The 20896-nt window shown below is 64.6% G+C and carries 19 protein-coding genes and 1 pseudogene; 10 read left to right on the top strand and 10 right to left on the bottom strand.

What is annotated here, in order from left to right:
• Positions 1-44 precede the first annotated feature (44 nt).
• The 7 genes and pseudogenes from SPITH_RS01095 to SPITH_RS01070 all read right to left on the bottom strand — a co-directional run bounded on the left by SPITH_RS01095 (position 45) and on the right by SPITH_RS01070 (position 7914).
• Complete coding sequence (locus SPITH_RS01095; protein WP_014623906.1) at positions 45-3407, bottom strand: adenosylcobalamin-dependent ribonucleoside-diphosphate reductase; 3363 nt, start codon at positions 3405-3407, stop codon at positions 45-47.
• Between the two features lie 158 nt (positions 3408-3565).
• Positions 3566-4114: a methylated-DNA--[protein]-cysteine S-methyltransferase gene (locus SPITH_RS12705; RefSeq protein ID WP_052296237.1), complete on the bottom strand. Its 549-nt coding sequence runs from the start codon at positions 4112-4114 to the stop codon at positions 3566-3568.
• Positions 4115-4310: 196 nt separating this feature from the next.
• A pseudogene (locus tag SPITH_RS12895) lies at positions 4311-4484 on the bottom strand (putative signal transducing protein); the annotation flags it as partial.
• Between the two features lie 140 nt (positions 4485-4624).
• On the bottom strand, positions 4625-5149 hold the full coding sequence (locus SPITH_RS01085) for a hypothetical protein (protein ID WP_014623905.1): 525 nt from the start codon (positions 5147-5149) through the stop codon (positions 4625-4627).
• An 82-nt stretch (positions 5150-5231) separates the two neighbouring features.
• The gene (locus SPITH_RS01080; RefSeq protein WP_014623904.1) at positions 5232-6155 is read right to left on the bottom strand and encodes an AEC family transporter; all 924 of its coding nucleotides are present in this window, start codon (positions 6153-6155) and stop codon (positions 5232-5234) included.
• Positions 6156-6187: 32 nt separating this feature from the next.
• On the bottom strand, positions 6188-7117 hold the full coding sequence (locus SPITH_RS01075) for a hypothetical protein (protein ID WP_014623903.1): 930 nt from the start codon (positions 7115-7117) through the stop codon (positions 6188-6190).
• Positions 7114-7914: a DUF4037 domain-containing protein gene (locus SPITH_RS01070; protein WP_014623902.1), complete on the bottom strand. Its 801-nt coding sequence runs from the start codon at positions 7912-7914 to the stop codon at positions 7114-7116. Before SPITH_RS01070 ends, SPITH_RS01075 begins: the two co-directional genes overlap by 4 nt.
• Before the next feature lie 74 nt (positions 7915-7988).
• On the opposite strand from SPITH_RS01070, the gene SPITH_RS01065 reads away from it, so the two are divergent.
• From SPITH_RS01065 to SPITH_RS01035, 7 genes are all read left to right on the top strand, one after another.
• Positions 7989-8534 carry a hypothetical protein gene (locus SPITH_RS01065; protein ID WP_014623901.1) on the top strand — a complete coding sequence of 182 codons (546 nt, stop codon included), beginning with the start codon at positions 7989-7991 and terminating at the stop codon, positions 8532-8534.
• Between the two features lie 94 nt (positions 8535-8628).
• Positions 8629-9150 (top strand): STAS domain-containing protein, encoded by a 522-nt coding sequence (locus SPITH_RS01060; protein WP_014623900.1) that lies wholly within the window; start codon positions 8629-8631, stop codon positions 9148-9150.
• An 85-nt stretch (positions 9151-9235) separates the two neighbouring features.
• A complete protein-coding gene (locus tag SPITH_RS01055; RefSeq protein ID WP_014623899.1) occupies positions 9236-9880 on the top strand; it encodes a lactate utilization protein in 645 nt (214 codons plus the stop codon).
• A gap of 20 nt (positions 9881-9900) precedes the next feature.
• Positions 9901-10275, top strand: coding sequence for a RidA family protein (locus tag SPITH_RS01050; RefSeq protein WP_013313041.1), 375 nt, complete (start codon positions 9901-9903; stop codon positions 10273-10275).
• Positions 10254-10826 carry a 5-formyltetrahydrofolate cyclo-ligase gene (locus SPITH_RS01045; protein ID WP_245523414.1) on the top strand — a complete coding sequence of 191 codons (573 nt, stop codon included), beginning with the start codon at positions 10254-10256 and terminating at the stop codon, positions 10824-10826. The genes SPITH_RS01050 and SPITH_RS01045 overlap by 22 nt, the downstream gene beginning before the upstream one ends.
• A gap of 33 nt (positions 10827-10859) precedes the next feature.
• A complete protein-coding gene (locus SPITH_RS01040) occupies positions 10860-11447 on the top strand; it encodes a DUF6657 family protein (protein WP_014623897.1) in 588 nt (195 codons plus the stop codon).
• Positions 11448-11478: 31 nt separating this feature from the next.
• Positions 11479-12702 (top strand): MFS transporter, encoded by a 1224-nt coding sequence (locus SPITH_RS01035; protein ID WP_014623896.1) that lies wholly within the window; start codon positions 11479-11481, stop codon positions 12700-12702.
• On the opposite strand, the gene SPITH_RS01030 is transcribed toward SPITH_RS01035, so the two are convergent.
• Positions 12656-15358, bottom strand: coding sequence for an ATP-binding protein (locus SPITH_RS01030; RefSeq protein ID WP_014623895.1), 2703 nt, complete (start codon positions 15356-15358; stop codon positions 12656-12658). The two genes, SPITH_RS01035 and SPITH_RS01030, sit on opposite strands and share 47 nt — an antisense overlap.
• Before the next feature lie 98 nt (positions 15359-15456).
• Between SPITH_RS01030 and SPITH_RS01025 the strand changes: the two genes are divergently transcribed.
• Entirely contained in the window at positions 15457-17430 is a 1974-nt protein-coding gene (locus tag SPITH_RS01025) for a cache domain-containing protein (protein ID WP_014623894.1), read from the top strand.
• A gap of 127 nt (positions 17431-17557) precedes the next feature.
• Here the strand turns inward: SPITH_RS01025 and SPITH_RS01020 are convergent, their stop codons facing one another.
• Positions 17558-17944 (bottom strand): hypothetical protein, encoded by a 387-nt coding sequence (locus tag SPITH_RS01020; protein WP_014623893.1) that lies wholly within the window; start codon positions 17942-17944, stop codon positions 17558-17560.
• 100 nt (positions 17945-18044) lie between these two features.
• A complete protein-coding gene (locus SPITH_RS01015) occupies positions 18045-19061 on the bottom strand; it encodes an Ldh family oxidoreductase (protein WP_014623892.1) in 1017 nt (338 codons plus the stop codon).
• 166 nt (positions 19062-19227) lie between these two features.
• On the opposite strand from SPITH_RS01015, the gene SPITH_RS01010 reads away from it, so the two are divergent.
• Positions 19228-20133: a pantoate kinase gene (locus SPITH_RS01010; protein ID WP_014623891.1), complete on the top strand. Its 906-nt coding sequence runs from the start codon at positions 19228-19230 to the stop codon at positions 20131-20133.
• Entirely contained in the window at positions 20130-20888 is a 759-nt protein-coding gene (locus SPITH_RS01005) for a 4-phosphopantoate--beta-alanine ligase (protein WP_014623890.1), read from the top strand. Before SPITH_RS01010 ends, SPITH_RS01005 begins: the two co-directional genes overlap by 4 nt.
• Positions 20889-20896: the final 8 nt, after the last annotated feature.

Below are 20896 nucleotides of genomic sequence, written 5' to 3'. Positions count from 1 at the left end.
ACCGCACCTCGCCTCGAAGGCCGTTCCAACAGGCTCCACCCACCTCACGAACACCCGGTGGTGGCCCCGCAGGTCTCACACTTGAGGCAGGTGCCGTTCCTCACCATGGTGAAGTTGCCGCACACGGGGCACGGATCGCCCTCGTAGCCCTTCCTGCGGGCCTCTTCCCGTAGGACATCCTTCCGCGAACGAGGGACCTCCTCTCCTCGATGCAGAGGTCCCTCCAGGGATACCTCCCTCCGCAACTCGGTGGAAGAGAGGTCCTCCGGAGTCACATGGGCGAGATCGTAGCGCTTGAGGTAGGAGATGGCCAGGTCACGGAAAATGAGATCGATGACCGAGGTGGCCATCTTGATGTAGGGGTGTCCCTGCACCATGCCGTTGGGCTCGAACCGGGTGAAGACGAAGGCGTCCACGAACTCCTCGAGCGGCACTCCGTACTGGAGCCCCAGAGAGACTGCGATGGCAAAACTGTTGAGGAGGGATCTGAAGGCTGCGCCCTCCTTGTACATGTCGAGGAAGATCTCGCCCGGGGTTCCATCCTCGTACTCACCGGTTCTGATGAAGAGGCTGTGCCCCCCTATCTTCGCCTTCTGCGTGTACCCCGTACGCCGGGGCGGGAGGACCCGGCGCCTCCCCCGAGGGAGCCCCCCATCCTCCACCCGCCCGGCAGGCCGTGCCGTCCCCACCGCCCTCTCCGCCTCCGCGATGACCTCCGCGACCCTGTCCCGCGCACTCCCCGCCCCCACGAGCGGCTGGCTGAGCTTCGAGCCGTCACGATAGAGGGCCACCGCCTTGAGCATGCTCCGCCATGAGAGGAAGTAGGCCTCCTCGACATCCCGCACCGTGGCGCTCTGGGGCATGTTGATGGTCTTGGAGATCGCCCCGCTCACGAACGGCTGCACCGCCGCCATCATGAGGATATGTCCCCGCCACGAGATCGCCCGGCTCCCCTTCCGTCCCGAAGGGGTAGCCGTGTCGAAGACCGGCAGATGCTCCTCACGAAGATACGGGGCTCCCTCGAGGGTCATGGCACCGCAGGCCCACTCCTCGGCCGCCCCCACCTCCTCCTCCGAGAACCCCAGGAATCCGAGAAGATCGAACGACGGATCCTTACGTGCCTCTTCCGGCACCCCGAGACGATCGAGCGTCCCCGCCGAGAAGGCCCACACCCCCAGGACGCCCCTCAAGGAGAAAGCCCCCCTGAGCCGCTCCTCCACGGCCTCGAGCTCCTCCTCGGGAATCCCCTTCTCCCTCAGGACCTCGTACGAGACCCCGGGCGCACCCTTGAGCGTCCCTCGCCCCACGCAGTATCGCACGATCTCCTCCACCTGCTCGGCCGAATAGCCGAGCCGCCTGAGAGCCGGCGGTACCGATCGGTTGATGATCTTGAAGTACCCCCCTCCTGCGAGCTTCTTGAACTTCACGAGGGCGTAATCCGGCTCTATCCCCGTGGTATCGCAGTCCATGAGCAGCCCTATCGTCCCCGTGGGGGCGATGGCGCTCACTTGTGCGTTCCTGAAACCGTGCCGTTCCCCCCATTCCAGGGCCTCGTCCCACACCCGCCTCGCAGCCTCCAACAGGTAGTCCGGGGTGTGGCCGGGATCGAGTCCCATGGGAGTGACCGAGAGCCCCTCGTACTCCTCCGGCGGGGCCTGGCGCGCCGCCCTCGCGTGGTTGCGGACCACCCGTAACATGTGCTCCCTGTTCGCCTCGAACCTGGGGAACGGCCCCCACTCGGCCGCCATCCTCGCCGACATGTGGTACGCCCTTCCGGTCATGATCGCCGTGATCGCCCCCGCCACCGCACGACCCTCATCGCTGTCGTAGGGAAGCCCCATCACCATGAGGAGGCTCCCCAGATTGGCGAAGCCGAGGCCCAGCGTCCGGTAGAGATAGCTCCTTCGGGCCACTTCGGCGGAAGGGAACTGGGCCATCACCACACTGATCTCGAGGATGAGGGTCCAGATGTCCACCGCATGGACGAAGGAGTCCACGTCGAATCTCCCCTCTTCTTCGTCGTAGAAGGCGAGGAGGTTGAGGGAGGCCAGGTTGCATGCCGTATCGTCGAGGAACATGTACTCCGAACAGGGATTGGAGGCCCGGATACGACCATCCGCGGGACACGTGTGCCACTCGTTGATGGTGGTATCGAACTGGAGCCCGGGATCCGCACACCGCCAGGCCGCGAGCACGATCTCGTTCCACAGATCCCGCGCCCTCACCGTGCGCACCACCTCGCCCGTGGTACGGGCGGTGAGCGGCCACTCCCCGTCCTCCTGCACCGCGAGCATGAACTCGTGCGAGACCCTCACGGAGTTGTTCGAAGACTGCCCGCTCACCGTGGCATAGGCCTCGCCCTCCCAGTCGGTGGTGTACACCGGAAACTCCTCGGGCCCCATCCCCTCCTCGGCGAGCCTGAGCACCTGATGGACGAACTGTTCCGGTACGCCCGCCTCCAGGGCCCTCCCCACCGCGTCGCGGACGCCCCCAGCCGCCACATCACCTTCGCTCCGGTAGGCCGAGAGGATCTCCCGGGCGTGTCGTGCCACGAGGCGGCTCCCCGCCACCAGGGACGCGACCTTGTACTCCTCTTCCACCTTCCACCGTACGAACGTGAGGATATCCGGGTGATCCACATCGAGGACCACCATCTTCGCCGCGCGTCTCGTCGTCCCTCCACTCTTTATCGCCGCGGCCGACCGGTCGAAGACCTTGAGGAACGACATGAGTCCGGAGGACATCCCTCCGCCGCTGAGGGGCTCGCCCTCGGCCCGGATCTTGGAGAAATTGCTCCCGGTTCCGGACCCGTATTTGAAGATGCGGGCCTCCCTGTGGAGGGCGTCCATGATCCCCCCTTCACCCACCAGGTCGTCCTCCACGTCGAGGATGAAACAGGCATGCGGCTGGGGTCTGCTGTAGGCGTTCGCGGACTTCTCGAGTTCCCCGGTCCGATGGTCCACGTAGTAGTGGCCCTGCGGCGGCCCCTCTATCCCATACACCGCGTGGAGCCCCGTGTTGAACCACTGCGGCGAGTTGGGCGCCGCCATCTGATGGGCGAGCATATAACACACCTCGTCATAGAAGGCCTGTGCATCCTCCTCGGAATCGAAGTAACCCGCCTCCTTTCCCCACCACATCCAGGTGTAGGCGAGCCGGTGGAAGACCTGCCGTGCGTCATACTCCCTTCCGTCGGGAGAGATCTCCACCGGTACCCCCCTGCGCCTGAAGTACTTCTGCGCGAGAATATCGGTGGCGATCTGCGACCAGGACGAGGGTACCACCACGTTCTCCTGGCGGAAGATCACCCTCCCTTCCACATCCCGGATCTCGCTCACCCTCGTCTCCCAGGTGATCCCCTCGTACGGATCGGAGAGTCCCTCCGTGAAACGACGCACTATCTTCATCCTCCCCTCCTTGCGCTATATGTAGGGTTTCATCTCACAAGAATGGAATATATCACCCATATGTGGGGTTGTAAAGGGTAGACGACAAAAAAAGTCAAGAAACCGCACCCAGCCCGACGATCGGAGCGTCCTCAGGAGGCGTCTTCACACATCCGGTCTTATCCCCGCCATCCCTCCCGCTCCAGGAGCACCCTCTTCCTCCACACCCCCCATCGATAGCCCCCCAGGCTCCCCCCGGCTCCCACCACCCGGTGGCACGGCACCAGCACCGCCACCCTGTTCGCCCCGCACGCTGCACCCACGGCCCTCGCCGCCCCCGGCCGCCCCACCGCCCGCGCCACCTCGCCGTACGTCCTCACCTGCCCCGCCGGAATCCCCCGAAGCGCATCCCACACCGCCAGCTGGAACGGCGTCCCCACGAGGTCGACGTCCATCCTCACCTCCCCCCCCGGCTCCTCCACCGCCTCCAGCAGCCCGGCCAGCACCCCCTCGCGAAACCCCTCCCCCCCCTCCTCGAGCCGGGCCCCCGCGAACTCCCTCACGAGCAGCCCCACGAGCTCCCCCTCCCCCTCGCCGAACGCCACCCTGCACACCCCCCGCTTCGTCGCCGCCGCCACCACCCACCCCAAACCGCACTCGGCCGTCCCGTACCACACCCTCCGATCCCGCCATGCGTCCGTCCGCTTTCCTTCGAGCACCATCTTCATACCTCCCGACACGTGTGCTTCTCCACCAGACGAGCCCGCAGCCGCGACACCCCACCCGCTCGAGTCCCGCGAGCCTCCCCAGCGCTCCGAACACCCCTCCCGCAGGCCTCGGCTCCGGCTCCCCCCCGCAGACAGGACAGGCGGGAGGAGCAGACCTCAACACCGAGAACGGCGCCTCGAGGAGCCCCGCCTCCTGCAGCACCCCCACCGCCTCGTCCCTGTCCTCCTCACTCACCAGCACCCGACACGCAGGCTGCGCATCCGGCACCGGGAAGAGACGGAAGACCCCCTCCTCGGGCACCACGCACCCCACCCCTGCCTCCTCCAGTGCCTGCCTCGCCCACTCCGCCTCGAGCCGGTCGCTTGTCACGAGCACCGCCACCAGCCTCACATCACCAGTATACGTCACGACACGAGGGACCTCAACCGCATCTGGATGGTGCACTAAAGGGGTGGCATACGCCACCCCTTCGAAACCACACACGAGAGGACTTCATCCTTACTCCTCTGTCACTTGGACTCCACTTTCAAAGAAAAGTCAAAAGAGTACTCCCTACCTGGTTCGTACTTCGGATCATCCTGATGTATCGTCACTCTCAAGGGCATGCTGCCATCCTCTCGAACCACTATTGGCAGGAGGAAAAACGCGCGGAGAGACTCATCGCTCTCCCCTTCCCATGTGTAGATATTGATATCCCTATCTCCCCCCATATCGAACACCTCGAGATCAATAGAAACATCCCCGGAGCTCATCTCACTCACGAACATCGAGGCATCGATCGTGATTCCCTTCTCCTTTTTTATCCCGTTCACGATCTCCTCGATGTAGGCCGGTAAAACCTCTCGGATGAACTGTTCTCCTTTTCCCTGATCAACAGTGGACCTCACCATCACCGTGACTTTCGTGAGCACCGCCGTACCGGTGATGTCGGAAGGGTCAAGGAGTTTCGGACGAGCCGACATACACCCTGCCGTCAGAGCAAGGAAGAAAACCGGGACGAAAAATCCTGCCCACACCTTTTTCGGATGGTTCATAGTGTACCTCCTTAATATGATATACCCCATAGTAACAAATCCGCGAAACTCGGTCAATTGCGATGAGCAAAAACGAATACCCTCACCCCCACCCCGCCGTGACCGCCGCGATCCCCCACAGGAGGAAGAAACTCACCACCACCGAGACATTCGCATACGTCCCCGCGTACTCCACATCGAGCCCGTGCTCCACCGCATAGGGGATCACCACCAACGGAGCCGGGAGGAGCACCCCCATGAGCACCAACCGCCGGAGAAACACATCGAGCGGGAGGACCACCCAGAGGAGAAGACCCGCCGCAAGCCCCACCCCGTACCGGAACAGGAGGGTCCTCGCCAGGAGGCGGCGCACCTCACAAGGGAAGCGGACCCTGAGGGTCATCCCCAGCACGAGAAGCACGAGACCGTTGTTCGCCCGTGCGAGGAGCCCGAGCACCTCCTCCACCGGTCCGGGAAAGGAGAGCCCCGAGAGATTCATCCCCGCCCCCACCATGTAGCTCATGAACGGGATGGACCCCAGGAGGATCCGCGCGATCCTCCCTGCAGAGATCCGCTTTTCCCCCTCCCCCCCGAAGTACCACGAGACCAGGTAGAGCAACCCGAAGGTGAGGAAGGCGTTCCCCACGTCGAACATCGCCATCCCCGCGAGCCCCTCCCTGCCGTAGAGCCCCTCGACGAGCGGATAGGCGAAGAGCCCTATGTTGTAGCCCACCACCACGAGGAGGGCGTTCCCCAGGAAGGGCCGTTCGAGCCTGCCGAAGAGGAGACCCGCGAGGAGCAGGTTCAGCACCCCCACGCCCAGACAGATGAGGGGAAAGGAGAGGAGCGCCGGTACCAGTTCCACCTCGGGCAGGGTCGTGAGGATCACCGCGGGGAGGGTCACGTTGATCACCAGCCTCGAGACACTCCGCCCCATCTCGAGCGAGAGCACCCCCGCACGCGTGAGCCCATACCCCAGGACGATCACCGAGAGCGAGAGGAGAAACGGGTAGTGTATCCCCACCATACACCTCCGGAGACATCACATGATCTTCCATACTACTGAAGTGGATCCTCAATCGCACCCCCCGCCACCCGTCCCGAGGTCTCCCCTGCACCGAACCCGAACCCTCTCTCGAGCATCTTCTCGAGTGCAGCCGCCCCCTGGAGGAGATCCCCCACCACCCGCTCGGGCGGCTGCTCGGGCCCCATCCCCACCGCCCCGGCCCGCGGGAGGATCCGGGCACGGATGTACCAGGGGAGCTCGGCAAGAGGCTGCTGGAGGAGATAGGCGAAGAGCTCCTTCACCACAAGGCGGTAGGAACCCACATCGTAGCCCATCCAGGAGAGGAACCCCCTGAAGACCCGCCGGGTCTCCTCCAAGAACCCCTCCCACACCCGATACGCCGCCATCCTGAGACGAGGGTCGGCGTAGTAGAGGGCGTGGAGCGACTCGTGGGTGAGGAGCATCGAGAGGAGGGCGGGAGGACTCTCCCTGCTCACGGAGATGAGCCCTCCCCCGCCCGGTGCATACCCCGCCCTGAGCGGGACGAGCACCCCGGCGGACACGAGCACCTCCCTCAGCCACTCCTCCTCTTCCAAAAGGGGCACTCCCCTCTCCCGGGCCATGGAGAAGAACCGCGCGAGCACGGCGTCCTCGTAGTCGTGGGCGTTCCATCCGTGGAGGGAGGCCACCTCCTCCCACGAAGGTATCCGCCCACGATACCCCGGCTTCTCCGCAAAAAAGGCGAGCCGCTTGAGCGTCCTGTCCTGCCTCCCGTAGGAATCGAACACAAGGACGAGGAAATCGGGCAGCACCTCCCACCGGAAGACGTCCACCGGGTGGGATTGGGGCATCTCGAGCACCCGGCCGAGGCTCACCCTCGGTACGGAGGCGGGCTCCGGGGACTGCGCGCCCAGGGACACGCCCGTCGGAACCAGTGCGAGCAGGCAGGCGCCGAGGAGGCCCGAAGGAAAGGGGGATCTCATGATCCTTCGTCCGCGAGACACATCTTCACGACATGACGGGCCAGGTTCTCGGCGATCTCCCGCTTCTTCTCCATGGGGAAGTCGTGCGAGTACCTCACGAACTGCTGGAAGTAGCCCTTGAACGAGTAGGGGAGCTGAGGAAGGGAGAAGACATGGCGCTCCATCTCCCTTCCCCCCGGTTCGAAACGCCGGTTGACGGCGAAGAGCACGGCGCACACGCTCTGGATGAACCCGGAGGCCGAGACGAGGAAGAAGTACTCGTCCTCGAGGGCCGCTGCGGCACAGAGATCGGAGAGAAAGTGCTCCATCTTGGCCCTCGCCTCGTCGCGGAGTACCCTCCAGAAGGAGGAGGGCAGATCCTCGAGCCGCTCCCGCACCGAGGCGAGCCAGTCGGAGCGGGAGAAGAGGATCGTGCCGTTCACGAGGCGGTAGAACATGTAGCTGACCCTGTCCTCCACCAATTCGAAGGCCCCGGGCTCCGCCCCCAGCACGGCTTCCACGTCCGGTATGGACTTGTACTCGAGCCTCACGGGCAGATCGCCCACGAGGAACCGGTCCTTGCGATTGCCGGGCGCGGACTCGAAGGCCCCGGTGAAGGACAGCTCTTCCATCCGCTCTTTGTAGGAGGGAAGCTCGCCCGAGAAATACACGTCGAGGCTGATGAAGAAGTAGGGGTCGTAGATGTCCTCGCGATCCCGATCGAGGAAACACACGGTATCCACCGCATCCCAGCGTGAGAGCACCTCCACGAGTCTCTCCAGGACCGCTTCGACCTTCATCCGCATCGGACCTCCCATGAAGACTCCTTGTACCGCCTCCTCTTACATAGTAGCATGCGACAGAAACAATGAGAAGTGAAGAGGGAGGAACCATGGAGCTGGTGGTGACCGGCGTACGGCTCCCGGGGAACATGGAGGCCCTCGTCGAGGAGGCACGGGCCAGGCTCTTCCACGAGCACGGGATACTCACTGCACGGTCCGCCTTCCCCTTCTACGCCCTCAGGGTGGACGAGGAGCCCCTCCCCGTATCCGTGCTCGAGGGGGCGCGGAAGGGGGGATTCCTCCCCTTCCGGGGCGGCCTCGTCCGCCGGGAAGGCGATCTCCTCGTCCTCCCCACCCTTCCCCCGGACCCGTGGGACAGCCTCAGGAGATGGCTCGAGGGCACGGCCGGCGCGCAAGGCCCGTGGCCGCACTGGCTCCCGGGGACGGGGTTCTTCATCGCCGTCCGAGAGAAGGCGCCCCCACCCCTCGAACCGCTCGCGGGGCGCACCATCAAGGCGCCGATCCTCTTCTCCGCCCTCTTCGACTGGGAGGACGGGGAGGAGCCCTGGCGGGCGGTGCGTTGGAAGGTGCTCTGGCAGAAACCCCTTTTCAAACATCACGTGCGCAAGGGGGTATTGCCCGACGAGGTTGTGTGATGCTATAAACCAATCATGGGTTACCTGTGTCGCCTTCACGGGTGGATGAAGCCTCATGTATGTGGTATCTTAGCAGGTAGAGAAATTAGAGATTATGGAGACTTTAGAGATCATTCATTACCTGAAGGACGGTGACAAGCTCATCTTCTTCCTTCCCCGCCACCTCAGAGCGGTTGGCGCGTACTCCCTATTCACCCATGCGGAGAAGCTCATCCAGGAACACAACCCCTCGGCGATCCTCCTCGACCTGAGCGGCACCGAATACATCGACAGCACCACGATCGGCACCTTCCTCAAACTCAGGGCCTGCATGCTCGGAAGGCAGGGGGCCTTCCTCCTCGCCAACATCCACCCCAAGGTGGCGCGCATCCTCTCGGACATGCACCTCTACGACTACTTCTCCCGTTTCAGCGACGAGGCGCTCTCACGGGTTCGGGAGAAGGTGCTCGACTCCGTGCCGGTGATCGACAAGAGGTTCCTCGCACCGTGGTACCTCAAGGAGACCCACGAGTGTCTGGTGAAGGCCGCGCCGGCCTTGAAGGAGTCCTTCCTCCCCCTGCTCAGGGCCCTCGAGGCGAAGATCGCCCTCTCGTGCAACCAACGCGCCGGGGTCTGATTCCCCTTCACATATCCCGTCTCAACGGGTAGGCTGATACGTCGAGAGGCCGCGAGAGGCCTCACGTCTCAGACAGGAGGTGCGTATGCCGACCGCAGAGGTGCTCAGGGAGTTCTCGCTCGCGCGCGCGAAGGAGGTCAAACGTGTCTTCGAGCGCCGGGGGTTCGAGGTGTTCGTCGCTCCGTCGGTGGCCGAGTCACGCGAGGTGGTGGAGCGGATCGTGCCCGAGGATGCACTGGTCGCCTGGGGAGGGTCCATGACCCTCGAGGAGTCGGGGATAAAGGACCTGCTTCGGACGGGCCCCTATCGGGTCCTCGACAGGGACAGGGCCGCCTCCGCCGAGGAGGTGGAGCGGATCTACAGGGAGACCTTCTCCTGTGACTACTTCTTCATGAGCGCCAATGCCCTCTCGCTCGATGGACACATCGTGAATATCGACGGCAGGGGCAACAGGCTCGCGGCCCTGCTCTTCGGCCCCAGGTACGTGGTGATGGTCGTGGGGTGGAACAAGGTGGCGGCGACCCTCGACGAGGCCCTCGCCAGGGCGAAGCACCTGGCCGCGCCGCTCAACGCGACGCGCCTCGAGAAACACACGCCGTGCAGGAGGAGCACGGTGTGCGAGGACTGCCTGGGGGACGAGTCGATCTGCTCCCACACGGTGATCACCAGGCGTTCCGTGCCCCGGGGAAGGATCAAGCTCATCCTGGTGGGACAGAGGCTGGGATTCTAGAAGACCCGTCAGGAGGTGGTATGGAGTACGTGCATGCCGAAGGTGCTCCCGAGGCGATAGGCCCCTACTCCCAGGCCGTTCGCGCAGGGGAGATGGTGTTCTGCTCGGGCCAGATAGGGCTCGATCCCGCCACGGGGAGCCTGGTGAGCGGCTCCATCGAGGCGGAGGTACGGAGGGCGCTCGAGAACCTCACGGCGGTGCTCGAGGCTGCAGGCTGCACGAGGGAGGACGTGGTGAAGACCACGATCTTCCTCGTCGATATGGCGGACTTCGAGGCCGTGAACCGGATCTACGGCGGGTACTTCCCGCATCGGCCCGCCCGCTCCACGGTGGCGGTCAAGGCCCTCCCGAGGGGGGCGCGGGTGGAGGTGGAGTGCATCGCGGTGCGCCGATGAGGGAGGAGAAGGCGCGGCTGCGGGCCGTGCTGCGGGCGCGTGTGGCCGGTATGGGGGCGCAGGCACGCGAGGAGGCGGGCAGGGCGATACGGGAGCGCATCGCAGCCTGGGGACGCTGGCGGGCGGCGAGGACGGTGGGCGGGTTCCTCCCGCTGCGCGACGAGCCGGACGTGCGCCCGCTCCTGGACGAGGCCCTGCGAGAGGGGAAACGTGTCTACGTGCCGCGGATCGCGGGGGGAGGCATAGGGTGGGGCCGGTATGGGCCGGGGGTGAGGCTCGTGCGGCATGAGCTGGGGTTCCTGCAGCCGGAGGAGGAGGGGGAGAGGGGGGTGAGGCCGGAGGTGGTGCTGGTGCCGGGGCTGGGGTTCGACAGGGCGGGGAGGCGGCTGGGGAGGGGTGGGGGGTGGTACGACCGGCTGCTCGTGGGGGAGGCGCGGGCGGTGGGGGTGTGCTTCGCGTGCCAGGTGGTGGAAGCGGTCCCCGAGGAAGAACACGACGTGCGGGTGGCGTATGTGGTGACCGAACAAGGATTTTTCCGCTGTTACACTTGACAGGCGTCCCCCTTCATGCGCATTCTATAGCACATGGGAGAGATAAAATCGGCACTGGAGAAGGCCCTCGAGCGGGCTGCCGCGATAGAGCCCGACAAGGGAAAGCTCGAAGAGGAACGCTGGATCACGAAGGGCAAGCAGAGCGCCGCCCGTTTTCTCGAGGACCGCGAGTTCGACATAAAGAAGGAACTCAAAGGGCTTTCCGCCGAACAGCGGTCATGGTTCGTGAAAGGATCGGTGGAGACCTTCCTCGCCAACCTCACCCTTCCTTCACGAGAGGAGGAGCTCGAGCGGCTTCCCCTCGTCATGGAGGGCCTGAGGAAGGTGCTCGGAGAGGCCCCTCTCTTCGGCATGCTCGAGCAACAGCTCTCGCAGTTCTTCTCCCAGTATCTGGCCACCTACCGGCAGGTTGAGACGGCCCTCCTCCAGCAGTTCGCACCCAGGTTCCGGGAGAAAGAGACGCTCCTCTCCCAGCAACTCGGCATGCCCGTGAAGGTCGCCCCGGAGAGCGATCCCGAATACCAGGCGGCCTTCAGACAGCACATCGGCCAGGTGAGGGCACAGTATGAACAGCATCTCTCCCAGGTGAAGGCCCAGATCAGGAAGATGCTCCTCGCCTAGCACACCCTGTACATGATCCGGAGACTCGCACATGGGAGCCCCCTCGGAGAAGTTCAGACTCTATCTCCTCCAGTTCTTTTACTTCTTCGCAGGGGGGAGCGCCCTTCCCTTCCTCACCCTCTACTTGAAGGAGGTGCTCCTCTACCCCGACGGCAGCCCCGCCTACAGTCTCATAGGGGGGCTCTTCCTCGTCTCCGGGCTCGCGGGCCTCGTCGCCTCGCCGGCGGCAGGCTATATCGCCGACACCTTCCATGCGGAGAATAGGCTCCTCTCCATCTCGGGACTCATGTACGCCCTGGGAAGTTTCCTCTACATGGTGCTCTGGTTCCTCCCTCCCTCCTATTACGGCCTCGCGTACGCCCTCGTGATCGCGGGGAGCATCCTGAGGGGCATATTCATGCGCCCCATCATCCCCCTCCTCGACGCACAGATCCTCGCCTACTTCCACCATGCGGAGGGCAACGCCCGTAACTACGGAACCATCCGTTGGATGGGCTCGTTCGCCTGGGCCTTCAGCCTCGTGGCGAGCGGCATCCTCCTCCAGCTCACCGGAAAGCTCGTCTACCCCATCGCGGTCCACGTGGCCGGACTCCTCCTCTTCGCCTTCATCGCCCTTCCCCCCAGTGGGACACCCCGCACCTCCGAGCCCACGAGATGGGAACACCTCCTCAAGGACCGCCTCTTCTTCGGCTACCTCTCCGTCATCTTCCTGGTGGGCTTCAGCGTGATGGGGAGCTACAGCTTCACCACCTACCTCATGGAGGAATCCGAGGTGAGCTACCTCCTCATGGGTCTCTCGTTCGCAGTGGCGAGCCTCCCCGAGATCCCCCTCATGTACCTTGGCAGGAGGTTGCTCGCGCGCTGGGGTATGAGCTCCCTCTTCCTCATGGGTGTGGGGCTCCATGCCCTCAAGCTCGTCCTCTTCCTGCTCATCCCGCAGGGGTCATCCGCCCTCCTCTTCGTCCTCGTCCAGATCCTCCACGGATGCGGGTACGCCTTCTACTACCTGGGACACATCTCCATCGTGGACGGATTGTCCCATCACACGCTGCGTGCGACCTACCAGAACCTCCAGCAGTTCGCATGGGGCCTGGGCGCCTCCATCGGAGGGCTCGCCGGAGGCATCATCATAGAGCACACCTCGGTGCGGGTCTTCTTCGGCGTGGATGCCGCCATACTCGTCCTCGCGATGGGCATCTTCTCATCCTTCATCCTCCCGGCCCTCCACCGCCGCGCCCTGCGAGGAACGTCCTGATCTCATCCTGGAGACGGGAGAGCTCCCTCCGCACCGTATCGAGCAGGTAGGGCATCCTTCCCTCGTCGTGCTGCCTCGCCGCCTCCTGTGCCGCGAGGGCCGCGTCCCGGAGCGACCGGGCGTAGAGGTTGGCCGCTCCCCCCTTGAGGGCGTGCACCTCCCGGTGGAGGGCCTCCCAATCCCTGCCTTCCCAGGCACCTTCGATCCTCTCCCACTGGCGCTCCGCCTCATCCAGGAATCCTTCCAGTATCTCGAAGGCCCGTTCCCGGAGATCGCCGAACTCCTCCACGAACGCCCCGATCCCTTCCCGGGCCTCCTCCTCCCCCTCCGATCCCCCGCGTCCCGAGAGCAGCCGCCGCACCTCCTCCACCATCTCCTTCCGGCGGATCGGTTTTATGAGGACCCCGTCCATCCCCGCCTCCCTGCAGCGCCGCACGTCCTCCCGGTAGGCATCGGCCGTGAGCCCCACGATGGGGAGATCCCCTCCCACCAGGGCCCTGATACGCCGCGTGGCCTCCAGTCCGTCCATCACCGGCATGTGGACATCCATGAGCACCAGGTCGTACCGTCCCTGCGCCACCTTCTCCAGCGCCTCTCTCCCGTTCACCGCCACCTCCACCTCGGCCCCCGCCTCTGAGAGCACGAGGGAGACGATCTTCTGGTTGGGCATGTAGTCCTCGACCACCAGGATGCGGCGTCCCTCCAGCACCCCCCTCGTCCCCTCCTCCCCGGCTCCACCCTCCGTCTCCAGCCCTGCCACCGCCTCCACACAGGGGATCCTGAACCACACCCTCGTCCCCTTTCCCACCTCGCTCTCGAGCCCGATGTCCCCTCCCATGAGCCGCACGAGCTCCCGCGCGATCGTCATCCCCAGTCCCGATCCACCGTACCGCCGGGTGGTGCTCGTATCCCCCTGGACGAAACTCTCGAAGACCTTCTCCCGCATCTCCTCCGGTATCCCTATCCCCGTGTCCCGCACCTCCACCTCGATCCAACGCCCTTCCCCCTCCTCCACACACCCCACCCTCACCCGCACCCCCCCCTCCTCGGTGAACTTCACCGCATTCCCCACCAGGTTCATGAGCACCTGTTGCAACCTGAACGGATCCCCCACCACCCACACGGGCACACCGTCCTCTATCTCGAAAGAGAACGAGAGCCCCTTCCTTCGCGCATTCTCCTCCATCACCCTGCACACATACCCCACCACCTCGTGGAGGTTGAACGGACTCTCATCGAGCGTGAGCTTCCCCTGCTCCATCTTCTCCACGTCCAGGATCTCGTCGATGAGCACCTTGAGACGCTGAGCCTCCGAGAGCAGGAGCTGGAGGTGTCCCTCACGCTCCCTCGGATCCTGCTCTCCCTTGAGGGCCTCGGCGAAACCCATGATCGCGTGGAGCGGGGTCCGCATCTCGTGGCTCACGTTGGCGAGGAATTCGCTCTTGGCCCGGTTCGCCTTCTCGAGGAGCCGGTTCGCCTCTCTGAGCTCCCGGGTTCTCCGCGCCACCTCCTCTTCGATCCCCGTGGAGTACTCCTCGAGCCTCGCGTACACCCGCATGGTGCGCGAAGCGAGCGTGATGAAGATCATGGCCTCGAAGACGAAGATCCCTATCCCCTGAAGCCACACGAACGGTTCCCGCCCCATCACCTTGTAGACGATATCGTGCCCTCCCAGGAGCACGAGGAGGCCGGTACCGATGAGGAGGAATCCCCCTTCCCGTGCTCCATGACGGAAGATCACGATGCTTATCACCACGTACGACACGAGGAAGGCGAACCCGACCACGAGGGACGCCGCGAACACGCGTTCCGCATCCTGGAGGGTCCGAGGCACGAGCGCCATGTGCCCCCCCACCACCCAGACCAGGATGAGGACATACCGTTTGAGACGATCCGAGGCCCGGAGCGAGAAGAACTCGAAATAGAAGACGAGAAGATATCCCAGGGAGACGATGAGCCCGGCCTTCGAAACCGAGTAGCTGAGGACGGGGGGCAGAAAGGCGAGGGGGGATGCCATGCGCACGAAATAGAGGGCGATCCCCAGATTGGCCACCGCATAGAAGAAGAACCCCCGCTCCCTCCTCCGGTTCGCGTAGAGACCGAAGAAGTAGAGGGACACGAAGAGACTCAGGAACGCGAAATACCCGTAGATGCGGGCGTTGAGAACATTGCGCACGTTCCGCACCAGGAAGGCTTCCCTCCCGTCCACGAGGGCCACGCGCCGGATACGTATCCTGCTCTTTTCCTCATAGACCACGATGACGAGATCGTTCTCCTCCCTGAGGTGCATGGGGGGGATGTACCGCACATAGATATCCCTCCTCGAATGGGCGAACCGTGGAGGGAACCCCCCCTCTTCGTCGAGGAACACGCCGTTCAAGATGTAGCGGTAGGCTCCCGGAAGACGATCCACCAGGAGGTACACCGGCTCCGTGGGAGACGAGGGGAGGGTGAACGTACAGCGGAGGAGGATCTCTCCCCGCGGTCCGGCGGGTCGATAATCGAGGGGAAGCGAGACATCCTGGGGTCCACCGCCCGGGAAGAGGGGGACGAGGGTCCATCCCGAGGAAAGCTCATGGGGAAGGACGAACCCCTCCTCCCCGCTCAGGATCCCCACGACAAGGGAGAGGAGCAGGACACAGGACACACCTTTCATGTGCACCTATAGTGTAGTGGGAGCAGAGATGGATTGCAACGAACCCACCCAAAAAACGCTTGCACGCCATCGGACTCCTCTATACTATGGTAGGTAGGATGAAGTGGTACAGAATCCTCTTCCCCCTCTATCTCATCATCCTCGCAGCCTTTCCTTTCCTGCTCACCTCGTCGTTCCCGCAACGGGACATCGATCACGCAGAAACCCTGCTCCGGTCCGAGATCCGGAGGATCTCCGACCTGTACACCCGCCACTACCAGAGCGTAGAGGCCCGTATACGAGAAGAGAAGGAAGAGATCAGATCCGAACTCGAGAAACGACTCAGTATAGGTCTCGCCATCGTGGAGACCTACCATGAACTCTCCCGTGCCCGTCTCCTCTCCACCAAGGAGGCCCAACGGAGGGCCCGGGAGGCCCTCCGGAACATCCGTTACGAGGACGAAGGCTACTTCTTCGCAGACACCGTCACCTACATCTCCCTGGTGAATCCGCCCAACCCGGAGCAGGAGGGACTCGACAGGGAGAACCTCACCGACATCACCGGCACCCCCTACGTGAAACGGATGATCGACACCGCAAAGACCCGTGGAGAGAGCTTCCAGGAGTACTACTTCCCCCACCTCTCCGGAGGGGAACCGGTGAAGAAGTGGGGATACGCGAGGCTCTTCGAGCCGTGGGGCTGGGTCGTCGGCACCTCGGAGTACATGGACACCCACGAGAGGAGGTGGGAGCGCCTCCTCGAAGAAGCCCGCCGGGCCGTCCCCCTCCACTCGGACACCGAAGGAATCGGCCTCGCCCTCCTCTCCCCCGACGGGGAAGTGGAGGGGGCCCCCATCCTCTCCTCCCTCTCCCGGGACGAGCGTCGAGCCCTCATCCAGGAGGCCTCGACAAGCCCCCGCGAAGTGGACGGCCAGCTCGTCGCGGCCTCTCCCCTCCCCGACGGCCGCACCCTCGTCGCCGTCCTCCCCCTCACCCCCACACCCGCCGACCGCCTCCCCCTCGTCCTCTCCGTGTCTCTGGTGCTCATCACCCTCCCCTTCCTGCGATGGCGGACGGGGCCCAGGAAAGAGGAAGGACATCCGGCCGCCGCTCCCCGCGCACCCGAACCCGAGCCGCCCGCCACTCCACATCCCGCCCCCCTGTCCACGGGAGAAGCGGAACCCGCACCCCCTGAGCCCCCCTCCGCACCACCCTCCTCCACTCCCCCTGAACCCCCTCCCCACACCACGCCTCCCCACCCCACCCCGGAACCCCCGACACCCGCCCCCACCTCTCCTCCGACTCCACCCGCCGCCCTCCACCTCGCATCCCTCACCCCCCTCCTCGAGCGGCAACGGAAAGCCCTGGGGTCGCTCCTCGAGGCCGTAGAATCCCTCGCTCCACCCCCACGGCTCGAGAGCCTCCTCTCCTCCATCGACACGGCACTCGCCGACATCCCTGCAGCCCCCCCTTCCCGGGCCCCATCCTCACTCCATCGCCTCACCGAGGCCATCCGGTCGCTCCTCGAAGACCTGGAGCGCTACGAAGACGAAGCGGAAGAGGCCCTCGTCCACATGGAGACCGTCCAGACCACCACCCACGAAGTTGAGGAGTTCCTCCAGGCCATAGACGAGATTTCGGAACGCATCAACATCCTCGCCCTCAACGCAGCCATAGAGGCCGCTCACGCAGGCGACGCAGGGAGGGGCTTCTCGGTGGTGGCGGACGAGATCAAGAAACTCGCCGAGGCCACCGCGGAGCACACCACCTCCATCTCCTCGGCCGTCACCACCCTCACCACCACCCTCAAGACGACCACCTTTCTCACCCCCGAACGAACCCTCTCCCCCCTCAAGACCGGACTCCAGGAACTCCTCGATCGGATCCTCCACCTCGAGGAGGACCTCGCGCGCCCCACCCTCGAAGGAGAGATGAGCGCCCTCACCTCACGCCTTCGAACGCTCAAGGAAGAGCTGGTCTCGCTCCAGGAACGCACCCTCCACTCCTTCCAAGACACGAAGCAACGCATGACACACGGACTCCACGAACTCGAGGACATCCTCGAGACACTGGAAGACCGGATCCACCCATGAATCCCCCGATCGAGGGGACCCTTCACCGGAAGACACCCCCGGGGCGCATCCGCAGCCCCACTTGTGTGACTCCCCAAGCGCACATCCGGGACTCATTCATGAAAGAAGTACCGCCTCGTCCGGGGACCTATCCCGGGAGTCTCCACTCCCTGCGCACGCAGCGGCAGAACCCGTGCATGGTGGCGCACACCCCGCCGAGGATGGCGAAGATACCCCAGAAGAGGGGCTGGGCGAGGATCTGGAGGAGGGAGAGCCTCCCCGTCTCCTCGACCGTGCGCTGGACGATCGGGGCGTAGTACACGCCGGCTGCCACCAGGAGGGCGCCGCAGGTCATGATGAGGTGGCCGAGGAGCACGAGGGCCCAACGGGCAGAGGTGAACGAGACCGCGATGAGGCCTCCCCCTATGAGGAGCTTCACCACGGCCCAGAGGGTAAGCCCCACCACGAAGTGGTACACAGCATACCCGAGCAGCAGGAGACCGATGAGGAAGGTGAGGGGACTCGGTGCACGCATCGCATCCTCCTTTGTTTGTGTTCATCGTATCATCGATTATTGGGGAAAACAACCAGTCCGCCCGGAGAATCCCCTCTGTGAGGGGCGGTGAGGAGACCCCTCACCGCCCTTCTTCGAGATAGCGCCACACCGGTTCGGCGAGGGGGATCCCCTCCTTGAGATACTGTTCCATGGTCCTCTGCTCCGGCTCTCCGGGAACCATCACCTGCTCACCCGAGACAGAGGGCTGCGCGTGGATCTCGTCCACCAGCTTCTGACAGAGAGCTTTCACTTCGTCGGCGGCCCTGAACAGCCCGGGGTCGATGAAGAGCATCCACATGGCGAGGTTGCGCTGCTTCTCGAGATCACCGTACATCTTCACGAGGTGAGGTCCGAAGGCCCCACCTATGAGCACACCGGTGAGGAGCTCGATCATGAGGATGATACCGTAGCCCTTGTAGCCGCCAAACGGGAGGAGCCACTTCGCCCTGTGTGGATCGGTGGTGGGATTGCCCTCCTCGTCCACGGCCCAGGTGGGCGGGATGGGGGTGTTCTTCTCCCTCGCGTAGAGCACCTTTCCGAGGGCCACCTCGCTGGTCGCCATGTCGAGGAGCACGTCGTCCCCCATGCCAGGGAACCCGAAGGCGAGGGGGTTCGTACCGAGAAAGGGGACCTTACCGCCGGGAGGGACCACCGCGGGATCGGTGTTCGCCACGACGAGGGCGGCAACCCCCGCATCGAGGGCCTTCTGTACGTAGTACGACATGGCGCCGGCGTGACTGGAACGACGGATACCGGCGAGGGCGAGTCCCTCCTTCGAGACGAGCTCCAGAGCGGCCTCGGTGGCCTTGTTCGCAGCCACGTGTCCCATCCCTCCCTCGGCATCCAACAGAAACGCCACTCTGCCTCGGGGAGAGATCGGGAAGGTGGAGGAGGTGTTGATACCTCCCCTCCTGATCCGCTCGGCATAGTGGGGGATCCGCATCACCCCGTGGGAATGCACGCCCCGCAGGTCGGCGAAGACGAGCACCTCGGCCACGACAGCGGCCTGGTCACGAGGCAACCCTGCCTCCGAGAGCCTGAGTACGGCCTTCTCCTTGAGCCATTCGGGCGTGGTGGTGATCATGCGCTCTGACATATACCCTCCTCAACAACAGATGGATGCTCATGCGAGCAAGTAACACGGTCTATGGAAAGACTAATATATTTGATCTCAGAAATCCACCCCCATGGGACCGATGTTGACAACTTCCCCATACCCTTCTACTGTAAAGAGACGCGTATCTTTCACAGCGAGGGTTGCGATGCACGAGGTGACGGTCTTCTGTCCCGGTCACGTCACCGGGCTCTTCTACGTCCCCCCGCAGCCGGACGACCTTCTCTCACAGGGATCGCTCGGAGGGGGTTTTTCCATCGATCGTGGGGTTCGCACCACGGTCTCGATCGAAGGGGGTGAGGGAATCGAGGTGTACATCGGGGGAACGGAGGCCGAGGATCCGCAGCTCGCCGTGCAGACCGTGGCCGCCTTCGCCCGCGCGGCCGGAGGCCTCCCCGAGGGCAAGGTCGTGGTGCGCCACGAGCCCGAGGTGCCGATGGGTGCAGGACTCGGCACGAGCGGGGCTGCGGCCGTGGGGATCGCCCTCGGCCTCAACGTCCTCGTGGGGGGGAAGCTCTCGGAGGAACAGGCCTACCAGGTGGCCCACAAGGCCGAGATTCTCGCACAGACCGGCCTGGGCACCGTCCTGGGGCTTTACGCAGGCGGGTGCAAGGTGAGCGTGGCGATGGGCGCGCCGGGCAGGGGCGAGGCGCGGGCCATCGAGGTGCCCGAGACGATCCGAGTGGTGATCGGGGTGGCAGGCCCCTTCCCCACCCAGGAGGCCCTCCAGAATACCGGGGTTCGGGCCCGTGTGGAGGAGGCCGGGAAGGCCCTCCATGCGGCACTCGCCGCAGAGCCCACCTTCGAGCGGTTCCTCGCCCTCTCCCGGGAGTTCTCACGACGGGTGGACCTCTTCTCCCCCACGGTTCGTCCCCTCGCAGAGGCCTGCGCCAAAGAGGGGATCCACCACGCCATGCTCATGTTCGGCGACGGTCTCTACTCCCTGGTGGAAGAGGCCCGCACCCCCGAGGTGGAGGACCTCTACCGAAGGCTCCTCCCCGGCGGCACGACATTCGTGTGCTCCATCACGGGGGAGAGGGGGAAGGTGGTATGAGCGTGGAAATCCCCCCCGACCATCCGCGGTACCGTTCCCTCCTCTACAGGGAACGGCTCATCGAAGGGATGGAGAAGAAGGTCACCGCGCCCGCAGGACTCATCGCCCACGGGAGGGGCGAGGCCTTCGACTACCTCCTGGGCGAGCGGACCCATCCCCACGCCCACACGGCCATACGTCAGGCGGCCTTCCTCTTGCTCACGAGCAGGCACCCGGTCGTCTCGGTGAACGGGAACGTGGTGGCCCTCTGCCCCGAGGAGCTGGTACGCCTCTCTAAGGTGACGGGGGCCCCCCTCGAGGTGAACCTCTTCTACCGGAGCCGCGAACGCGAGGAGGCGATCGCACGGGTGCTCAGGGAACACGGTGCCGAGCAGGTGCTCGGCGTGGGGGCCGAGGCCGTCATCCCCGAGCTCTCGAGCGAGCGGCGCAGGGTCGATCCCGAGGGGATCCTCGAGGCGGACTGCGTCTTCGTGCCTCTGGAGGACGGCGACCGCACCGAGGCCCTCGTGCGCCTGGGAAAGAAGGTCATCACCGTGGACCTCAACCCCCTCTCCCGCACGGCCCGGACCGCCACGGTGACCATCGTGGACAACATCGTGCGCGCCCTTCCCCTCCTCATAGAGGTGATCGAACGCCACAGGGATGATCCCTCCTCCCTCGCCGTCCCCGATTACGACAACAAGAGGATCCTGGCCGAGGCCCTCTCGGCCATCGTGCACCACCTCACCGCCACAGCCCACGAGCTCGCAGACTGACCATAGGG

Source organism: Spirochaeta thermophila DSM 6578, assembly GCF_000184345.1.
GTDB lineage: Bacteria > Spirochaetota > Spirochaetia > Winmispirales > Winmispiraceae > Winmispira > Winmispira thermophila.
This window is presented reverse-complemented; position numbering and strand designations above follow the sequence as displayed.